Annotated in this window: 6 protein-coding genes; all 6 read right to left on the minus strand. The window is 61.9% G+C overall.

Translation table 11 applies throughout. The annotated features are described in order from the left end of the window. Nucleotides 1-122: 122 nt before the first annotated feature. Nucleotides 123-266, minus strand: coding sequence for an ABC transporter substrate binding protein (locus JQ586_RS41280; RefSeq protein ID WP_212400091.1), 144 nt, complete (start codon nt 264-266; stop codon nt 123-125). 73 nt (nt 267-339) lie between these two features. Further along, nucleotides 340-909: an ABC transporter substrate-binding protein gene (locus JQ586_RS39840; RefSeq protein WP_212400092.1), complete on the minus strand. Its 570-nt coding sequence runs from the start codon at nt 907-909 to the stop codon at nt 340-342. Nucleotides 910-1,167: 258 nt separating this feature from the next. Next, nucleotides 1,168-2,253: an NAD(P)/FAD-dependent oxidoreductase gene (locus JQ586_RS39845; protein ID WP_249148685.1), complete on the minus strand. Its 1,086-nt coding sequence runs from the start codon at nt 2,251-2,253 to the stop codon at nt 1,168-1,170. A gap of 3 nt (nt 2,254-2,256) precedes the next feature. Then, nucleotides 2,257-2,403 carry a hypothetical protein gene (locus tag JQ586_RS39850; RefSeq protein ID WP_212400088.1) on the minus strand — a complete coding sequence of 49 codons (147 nt, stop codon included), beginning with the start codon at nt 2,401-2,403 and terminating at the stop codon, nt 2,257-2,259. Next, nucleotides 2,400-3,821, minus strand: coding sequence for a LodA/GoxA family CTQ-dependent oxidase (locus JQ586_RS39855; protein WP_212400089.1), 1,422 nt, complete (start codon nt 3,819-3,821; stop codon nt 2,400-2,402). The genes JQ586_RS39850 and JQ586_RS39855 overlap by 4 nt, the downstream gene beginning before the upstream one ends. 66 nt (nt 3,822-3,887) lie before the next feature. Continuing rightward, a complete protein-coding gene (locus JQ586_RS39860; protein ID WP_212400090.1) occupies nt 3,888-5,240 on the minus strand; it encodes a ferritin-like domain-containing protein in 1,353 nt (450 codons plus the stop codon). Nucleotides 5,241-5,932 lie beyond the last annotated feature (692 nt).

Raw genomic sequence — 5,932 nt, forward strand, 5'->3', positions numbered from 1 at the left:
CGCGCCGATTCATTTCACCGCTCCCCGCGCAGGAACGAGCTATCCTAGCGCATTTCGGTTGGCCCTTCCATCGTTAGTCAGTTTGCGAAGGCTGCTCCGGGCTAACAGCGGACATGCTGCGGCTATTCGATCAGCTCGTCAGCGCTTGCCAGCAAGCTTTCCGGTACGTTCCGTCCGAGCGCCTTCGCAGTCTTCTGATTGATGACCAGCTTCGATTTGGCCGGCTGCTCGACTGGCAGATCAGAAGGTCTTGTTCCTTTAAGGATGCGATCGACTTATTAGCCTGGCACCGACTGGCGACCAACGTGTCGGCACCATACGACATCAGAATACCAGACTTCACGGCTTCATGCTAAAATAGAGAGTCGGCAACCGCCTCTGCATCGCGAGACCGGCGATCTCCTCGGCAAGCCCGTCAAAAAGCGGTGTTGGTAGGAAGACGACGGCCTCCGCCTCCGCGTTCATTGCCGCCTGCAATGCACTCTCGATGGCATCGGCATTGCGCCCTTCAAGAACTTGAAGGTTGAGACCTAGTGCTGTGGCTGCGGTCCGCGATTCTTCAACTGAGAAATGCGCAGCAGGATCGTTCGGGTCCCAGATGACCGCAACTCTGCTGACGCCCGGAATTGCTGGTTTGAGGATTTGGAGTCGTTTACCGCTGACCTCCGGACCGGGCAGACTCACACCGGTGACATTGCCGCCGGGCTTGGCGAGACTGGCAACAAATCCAAGCCCAACCGGATTAGTACTCAGCGTGACGATTGGAATCGTCTTGGTTTGGTTGACGGCCGCGCCTGTTGTCTGTGAGCTGTTGGCTACAATGGCGTCGACTTTGAGGGCGATCGACTCGGCGGCAACTCCGTCCAGCCGGTCCGGCGCCTTGCTCGCGTCCCGATATTCGATGAGCAGCGCCTAATCCCGAGGGTCGAGCAAACGCCGTTCGGGTCCAATCATTGTATGGATCATCCTCCAATGGGCTTGCGAACACCGATAGTTGCCAGTGAGAGAGCTCAAAATCGACCGTTCACCGCGATGTAACTGCTGGCCAGCCGCAGGCACTCCCCCGACGCGGCTGCGCGCGCTCGGCTCCTTCGGCACCCGGCCGCGCTGACAGCCGACCGTGCGACAACGCGCCGGACTTCGACCCCATGCGATGGGAACCCCCACCTACTTCCATTGATTCCAGAACGCGGATGAAAATCGACCGGCTGCTTCGCGATAGATATTCCGTCGGTGCGACTCGTAAGTAGCAAATACATCGCGCTCGGCAGCGACGTATTCGGCGATGGCCGCGGACTGCGGTCGGTTTATGAGAAGGCGCGCCAGTGCTGCCCCCTTTGAAATTGCAGCGGCAACACCCGATCCAGTGATGGGATCGTAAGCGGCGGCGGCGTCTCCGACTGCGACCCAAGCATCGCCAGAGAGCTGTGAGCGAATCGAGCTATCGGCGGCGACACCGCGGAAGGCACCGACCGTGCGACCGGAAATCAAGGCTTTGACATGGCGCGTCGACTGCAGGTCCGCGGTCCAAACGCTCCGTCGTCGTGCCGCGCCTTCAGGCAGCAGAAGCGCGGAGGTCAGCATTGCGACGACGGCGGTGCCGTCCGGCAACAGGAAGCCGTACCACCACCCGCCCTCGGTCGCTTCGATGAAGAGGCGCTGATCGTGCAATCCGTCGCGTGCTGGACCGATCGTAATGAGTGCGACCAAGCGATCGCTGCGGTGACGGTGGCCGTGCCCGAGCACACCGGCCGCTCGACCGGATGCTTCGACAATCAACGGCACGCGCGCCGAATGCATGTGCCCCGAGTTGTGTGCGTCATCGCGAAACTCGATGTTCCAAGCACCACTTTGGCGGACCACTTCGGACAAATGGCTGCCGCACGACAGGGATACGCCTGCAGCACGGGCCGCCTTCAGCAACTTTGCTTCGAACTCGCCACGGTGGACGACCATGCCGCCGCCGTGCGGATCAAGAATCGAGGCGACATCGCTGCCGACGGCGTCGTGCCAGCAGGTGAAGCGGCCGGCCAGCGTATGCGCACGGAGAGTCGAGAGCGTATCCTGGAGGCCAAGCCCGGCGAGCAGCGGTCGTGCCGAAGACGCTATGATCTCGCCGGGTTTATCGACCGGGCGTGGTGACCGCTCAAGCAACAGCACTCGCGCGCCTGCGCGGGCCAGCCCAATCGCTGTCGCTACACCCGCCGGACCACCCCCAACGATCGCCGTGTCGTAGGTCGCGGTTGCCGGCATGTGTCAGGCGATATTGTCGAGGTTCGGATCCCTGCCGACTTCGACCAAACCACCCGACGCCTGATCTTTCACCAGAACTCCGAGCTGAGCAAAATGATCGACCATATTCTGATGGCTGGTCTCCGGACGCCCGATGTCGCCGCCTTTCAAGACGCCGCGATCCCATCGAGGACCCGCATCCGCTCCAGTTCGGCCGGCAATATCGGGCCGCTGTGCTGGCCACCATGCGCCGAGGCATTCGACGAAGTCCGCGTGCCACGGGCACGCCATTCGTGCGAAATCAGTCCTGGTTCCAGTTGCCGTACGGCGTTGTCCACGTCCGTGAACGTGCCGCGCGTCAGCCGGGCGAACTCCGCGTAGATCGTGGGCTGACGCAAGGTCGTCCCAGCTTCGATGCCGGGAAAGAAGCCGCCGCCTACGCAGCGGGCGAGCACCGACCGGTCGAGGGTGTCGGCCGCGTTCGGTGCGGGGCGGGTCGCATCCGCTGTAGTTTGAAAGCTTCCGTCGACCCAGCGCGCCAGAATATCCGTCTGGCGCTTTGTCAGGCCGTAGAACCGCATATCTGACTGGGCGCTGAGCAGGTCATCGCGCGCCTGCCGTCGCGCCGCCTTCGCTGCGGGCGACGGACTGTTCAAGTTGGCCGGGTTCGCCATGTGATCGGCCATCGTGGCCCAGACCGGCTGCTCGTTGACGAAGAACAGCCCGGCCGCGCGCTTCAGCATCGGCTCGATATCTTGCGGATAGGTCAACACGACCGGAAGCGGGACGCCGATCGCGTTCTCGACGATATCCAGCATCGTCGTGAGGGCGTCGGTGTCGGGAGCAAAATCCGGAGGTGTGGTGATGACCCATGCGCCGACTGCATCAATCGGAGTTCCTCCCGTGAAGGCGATCTTGGCATCGACGGTGCCGTCGGCGATGTCGTCGTGCCACGTCGGGTTGTTCAGAAATTCGTCGTCCCGCGATCCATTGCCATCCAGGGGCGGCGGCGGATTGGCCCAGGATCGCGCGACCCCTCGACCAGCGAGCACGACGAGGCGACCGTTCGCGTCCGTCCGCGCCTCGCCGATCATGACATCGGCGCCGACGATGCGCCCAGTGCCAATAACGGGCGTTGCGTTCGCCCCCGTCACGCTCAGGCGGACATCAGCCTTGAGGTCGCTCACGCCAAAGCCGGCCGGCGGCACGTTGCGCGGCGTTGCAAGCGGCAGGACAGTTGGTCGTCCGTCCGGTCCATGAGCTTGATCGTTCATCTTCGGCCCCGCGGCCTTTGCGGCGACCAGATGCACGGACCATGTGATCTTCGCGTCGGCGGCGGTGATTTCCCGAACAAGCGTCAGCGAGCCGCCGACTGTCGGCTGGTCGTATTCGAAGACGCGAAACCGAGCGCCCTGCCTGCGAAGGAAGCTGTTTGCATCCTTGTAGCTGGTGAAAGGAGTCTCGTTGCCATTGCTATCGATCTCGAACGGATCTGCGCCTGGAGTTTCTCCGGCCAGAAAGTAGCCGTTGGTGCTGGGAGCGACGCGCGCGACGCCGATCCCCGGGTGAATCTTGTAAATTTTACCCATCTAAATTCCCTTTTGAAGTTCCAACCAGTATTTGCTTTTGCCGTCTTAATTCTTGAACCGCCCGGGTCAGGCTAATGCTATCGTGTTGATGGCGCCGAGGACGCCGGGGTCGAAAGCCTTACTGATCGCCTTGGCCCTGTTGATCTGTCCGAGGCTCGCGCCCGACGCCGCATCTATCGTCGCTGCTGTTGCCACGAGCGACGCGATCACAGCCCTTATTCGAACCTGCAGGGCGTCGGCGCTGGTGGTGTCGATCGGCGACGGAATAGAAAAGGGTATCCCGCACCGGTCGTCCGCATCGTCGCCGTTCTGGGTGCGTGGCAGCGCGCTGAGAGCCACCGAACAGGACTTCAGCCCGTCTGTCATGCACTTCACCGCGGCGCCCGCCACGCGCTGGCGGTCCGTTTCCGGGGCGGTCGCGGGAAGCAAGAAGCTGAAGGCGATGATGAGCAGGCAGGTCTCGTAGGCGGCGTCCGCGAGTTGAGCAAATTTCACCGCGACGGGATTGCTGATTTCAGAGCCCTTCGATTTGCTCTGAACATTTGCCGATCCATACCACGGGTTCGAGACGGTGGGCTGTGCGATAGGGTCGCTCGCGACCTGAGCCTGCTTCCAGAGCTCGGCGAAGCGTTCGAAATGACCGTTTGGCGTCGCGGCGAAGCCTTCGCCCTGCGCAGAAATTTCGGTGATCGTCTTCAATGCTGAAAGCCGGTCGGTCACCTGGTCGACAATGATGCTGCCGCCCGTGCCGCTTCCCACACCATGCCATCGGCTCTTGATGGCCTCGTTCGCTGACTGGTCGGAGACGAAATTTGTCGACACGTGCCGCCCGGCAAAGATCAGGTGACCATTGGCGTCTCTCGTCGTCGCGATCTGCTCGACCGGAAATCCGGGCCACGGCTCATTGTCCATACGTGCATCGTCTGGGCGGAGCAGCCAGTAGATCTTGGCGTATAGGAGGCCGACGCGGTGGGCTGCGACGTCGGCCTTTGCGGCCGCGTTGGCTTCCCCGCGTATCGACTCAAGATCGCCTCGAAACTGATCTGGAAAGTTCGGGCTATTTACGTCCGGCATCTCGGCAGCAGTAAACTTGGCGAGCGTGCCGCGGCTCATGGGCTCGAGCTGGAACGGAAATGGCTGAAATTGGTTGGCGTCATCGCGTCCGAGATAGACCCGTTGTCCACAGGCGAGCAGCAGGTTTTGCACCGTCAGAAGATGCCCCATCTCCTCAACCGCGATCGTTGTTGCGGCCCCTCTGTATGGGTCGCTCGCGGTGTATGCCGCATAGAGGTATTGCAGAAGCAGGCTATGCTCGATCTCGGCCGCGCGCAGGAGAAGGTCCGCGAGCTCGGCTTCAGGCGTCCATTGCGGCGCATCGATGGGATGGGGCAGGCCGATCGTGGCGAGAGCCTCGTCCATCGAGAGTGGTGCGCCTTGAAGACGCGGAAGCCGCAACTGAAGCATGTCATGAAGAGACGCGCTGCCCGCAGCTTTGGGCCTGGTTTCTTGCAATGCGCTGGCACGATCATCGGATCGAAGGACGGGAATCCATCGATACTGCATACGTGAACGAGGCTGACGCATCAGTGGTCCCCCCGATCGTTCGATACTCAATCTAAGCGCGAGCCCGCTCGATCGTCTAGTATAAATTGTGCTTCGCGTAATGAAAAAGCGGAGGTTGGCAGCGGCGAAAAGGGCCGAGGCGAAGACCCGGTGTCCCGCCCTATTTGTTTACTCGGCTCGAAATTGGGAGGATGTTTGGTCTCACGGTTGGCGACAAAGAGGACCTCGCGGATTCAGGAAGCGGCATGCTAGGCTGGTGCGGGATCTGGCCGACAAAGCCGCCGATCCATTCGTCAAGCGACGCCTCCAGGATCTTGCGTCAAGGTACGAGATCCACAAACACACCACTTCCCTTACGCCGGTAGACCTTGAGATCGCCAATCCCGCCGCCCCTGGGCCTTCCGAGCGGTAAGCATCCGCCGCCTGGTCGGGATCCGGACCGAAGGCGAACCAGATGACCGCGAACGACTTGCGGGAGCTAGAAGAAATGGCGGTGGGGCTCGAAGCCACCGCCCGGAAGCTTCCGCGGGGGCCGGGCCGCGATGAAT

This window comes from Bradyrhizobium jicamae, from assembly GCF_018130215.1.
Classification (GTDB): domain Bacteria; phylum Pseudomonadota; class Alphaproteobacteria; order Rhizobiales; family Xanthobacteraceae; genus Bradyrhizobium; species Bradyrhizobium jicamae_A.

Bases quoted from the DNA above. Each gene is read 5' to 3' on its own strand.
- JQ586_RS39845 (WP_249148685.1), bottom strand. From the start codon at position 2,253: ATGCCGGCAACCGCGACCTACGACACGGCGATCGTTGGGGGTGGTCCG.
- JQ586_RS39860 (WP_212400090.1), bottom strand. From the start codon at position 5,240: ATGGACGAGGCTCTCGCCACGATCGGCCTGCCCCATCCCATCGATGCG.
- JQ586_RS39855 (WP_212400089.1), bottom strand. From the start codon at position 3,821: ATGGGTAAAATTTACAAGATTCACCCGGGGATCGGCGTCGCGCGCGTC.